1 protein-coding gene is annotated in these 408 nt (G+C 65.0%); it reads right to left on the bottom strand.

Going from position 1 to position 408, the window contains the following annotated elements; all coding sequences use genetic code 11:
• Positions 1-97: 97 nt before the first annotated feature.
• Positions 98-325: a hypothetical protein gene (locus HKX41_10550; protein NNC24570.1), complete on the bottom strand. Its 228-nt coding sequence runs from the start codon at positions 323-325 to the stop codon at positions 98-100.
• Between the last annotated feature and the right edge of the window lie 83 nt (positions 326-408).

Here is a 408-nt window from a genome sequence, read left to right as displayed (position 1 = left end):
CGGACTTCCTCAGCGTCGAGTCGGTCGTCACGCTCGGGCAGACAGTGACGGTCCGCGGGACGCTACGTGACGACCGACTCGACGCTGAGGAAGTCCGCTAGTCCCAGTCCTCGTCGTCCCGGTAGTTGTCCGGGTTCGCCACCTCTTTTGCGTCCTCGTGACGCGCCTCGTCTTCGTGCTCTCGCTCCTCTTTGATCTGTTCTTCGCGGTACTCCTCTTCGGCCGCACGTCGGTCCTCGACGGCATCCTCGGCTTCGCGCTCGTTCGCTTCGACCTCCTGGTCCGCGACGTCTTCGGCTGGGGCCTGTCCTGGGTTGTCTGTCATGGCGTACCAGGGACGGAGGACCGCCATCCACAAGTGTGTGGTGGCGGTCGGCGTCGCGCGACCCGGGACGGAAAACGTTAAGG

It is taken from the genome of Salifodinibacter halophilus, assembly GCA_012999515.1.
Taxonomy (GTDB): domain Bacteria; phylum Pseudomonadota; class Gammaproteobacteria; order Nevskiales; family Salinisphaeraceae; genus Salifodinibacter; species Salifodinibacter halophilus.
This window is presented reverse-complemented; position numbering and strand designations above follow the sequence as displayed.

Excerpts from the sequence above, each read along its gene's own strand:
- HKX41_10550 (NNC24570.1), bottom strand. The coding sequence starts at position 325 with ATGACAGACAACCCAGGACAGGCCCCAGCCGAAGACGTCGCGGACCAG.